We start from the raw sequence: 1,921 nt of genomic DNA, 5'->3' as shown, positions 1-1,921 counted from the left end.
AAGTAATCGTTTTTTATAAAATAATCCAAAAAAAATGAACATTTTTTTTAACATTCGTTTTGTCGTTCAACATTCGAAATGTCGTTATTCACATTCTTTTTGTCGTTTTTTACATTCTTTTTGTCGTCAATGAATTTTGTAACATATTGATATTATTGATTAATTTAGCTAAAAAACAGCCCGAAAATAGGAAAATAATAAAATAATAAAGTAAAACAAGAATAATTTTAATAAAGATTTTTAAAAACCTGTAGATTTTTAAAAATAAAAAAAGATCGGTTAAGGGATTGGGTGCTTGGCAGCACACACAAAATAATAGCAAGCAAGCTTGCTTGATACTTGCGCTAAAAAAGACTTGTGTAGAACATTTAAAAATCTGTTGATTTTTAAATCAATAAGCTAAAAAAAAGTTTTTGGGAAGGGATTATATGTATGTGCTAAATATAAGTTATTTGTAAAGTACATAAGTAACGTGCTATAAAAAAACAAAGTGATTTTTTTTGATTACTAACTATATAATTTTTTATGAATTTAGTATTGACAATTTAAATATATTTACTATAAGTATAAGTAATAATAATTTTATCTCTTAAACTTATTATTATTATGATAGAAAATATGCTTTTTTTAACCAAAACCCTTTTTAATAAAAGGGTTTTTTATTGTCTGAAATAACACCAACCTTTTAACTTATCACTTTTTCACAAAAAACACAACAAAAATAAGTTCAACTGCTCAACAAACAATCAATTAGTTTTGTCTTTTTTAAAAATAACAATTATATTTCAAGTATAAACTTTTATTTATTACAAATAAAGAAAAACCAATAATCTTAACATATAAAAGTTTAAAAAAATATATTAAATAGCACAAAATGCTAAAAAACTAACTTTACAATTTAACCAAATTTTATATAACTATAAGCAAGAAAACAAAATAATGTAACTAAAACAAAAAGTTACACAGTTTTTCTAATTTAAATAATAATAATTAAGAGAGGATTGGAATATGTTAAAAGAAACAATGAAAATTAAAAAAACAACTAAAAAATCAGCTAAAAAAGTAGTAGTAAATAAATTAATTGATATAAAAATTAAAGTTAAAAAAGATCTGAGTAGAACAATTAGTGCGTTAAGAATAGCGGGTGTACCCATTGCTTACACGTATGATAATAGATCTGATGCACGTGTATGTTCAAAAATCGAATTTATTAAAAATTACCCTTACTCTAGTGGTTCGCGAAGATATCATGAAGTTGTTGTGCCAGAAGGTTCGATCTTTATTATAAGAGATTTTGAAACAAAGCAACTTAAGTATTTAAAAAAATGGATTAATGAAGAAAAAATTGAATACACAAGAGTTTACAAAAAAAGAAATGTTGTAAAAACAGAGCAAGCAACACAAACAGAACAAGCGCAAGTAGTAGTACAAGCAACAACAACAGCAACTATTTAATAATAAAAGCCCCAGTAATGGGGCTATAAGAAGAATAAAAGAGGTAAGCAATGAAAATAGAAAATTTAATAAATGATATAAAGACATACAACAATTTAAAAAACAAAGAAAATCACACAGTTAGAGAAAGCAACATATTGGAAAATATAAAAAATACAATAAATATAAAGCTATTAAGTTTAATAAATTTTATTAATGATAATGATTATAAAATATACAAAATTGACTTAGTAAACTTAAACAAAGCTAAAAAAGAAGACAATTTATTACTTTATATTAATGTTTTATATAACATTATTTTAAAAAACAGTAGAGTACATTATAAAGCATTAAATAAAAGTATTTAAACAACAATAATAAAAAGAGGAATAAACAATGGAATATACAAAGTATAAAAATCAAATAGATACATTATTAGCAAAAAAATACAGAATTACTACTATAAACAGAACAAATAATTGTGTTA

General features: G+C 22.6%; 2 protein-coding genes. Both read left to right on the top strand.

The window, feature by feature from the left end; genetic code table 11:
- The first annotated feature begins 1,008 nt into the window (after positions 1-1,008).
- Entirely contained in the window at positions 1,009-1,455 is a 447-nt protein-coding gene (locus A9G24_RS01340) for a hypothetical protein (protein ID WP_065637432.1), read from the top strand.
- 50 nt (positions 1,456-1,505) lie between these two features.
- Entirely contained in the window at positions 1,506-1,802 is a 297-nt protein-coding gene (locus A9G24_RS01335; RefSeq protein ID WP_065637431.1) for a hypothetical protein, read from the top strand.
- The last annotated feature ends 119 nt before the right edge of the window (positions 1,803-1,921 follow it).

Origin of the sequence: Gilliamella sp. App6-5, assembly GCF_001690525.1 — a bacterium.
In the GTDB taxonomy this organism is placed as follows: Bacteria; Pseudomonadota; Gammaproteobacteria; order Enterobacterales; family Orbaceae; genus Gilliamella; species Gilliamella apicola_H.
This window is presented reverse-complemented; position numbering and strand designations above follow the sequence as displayed.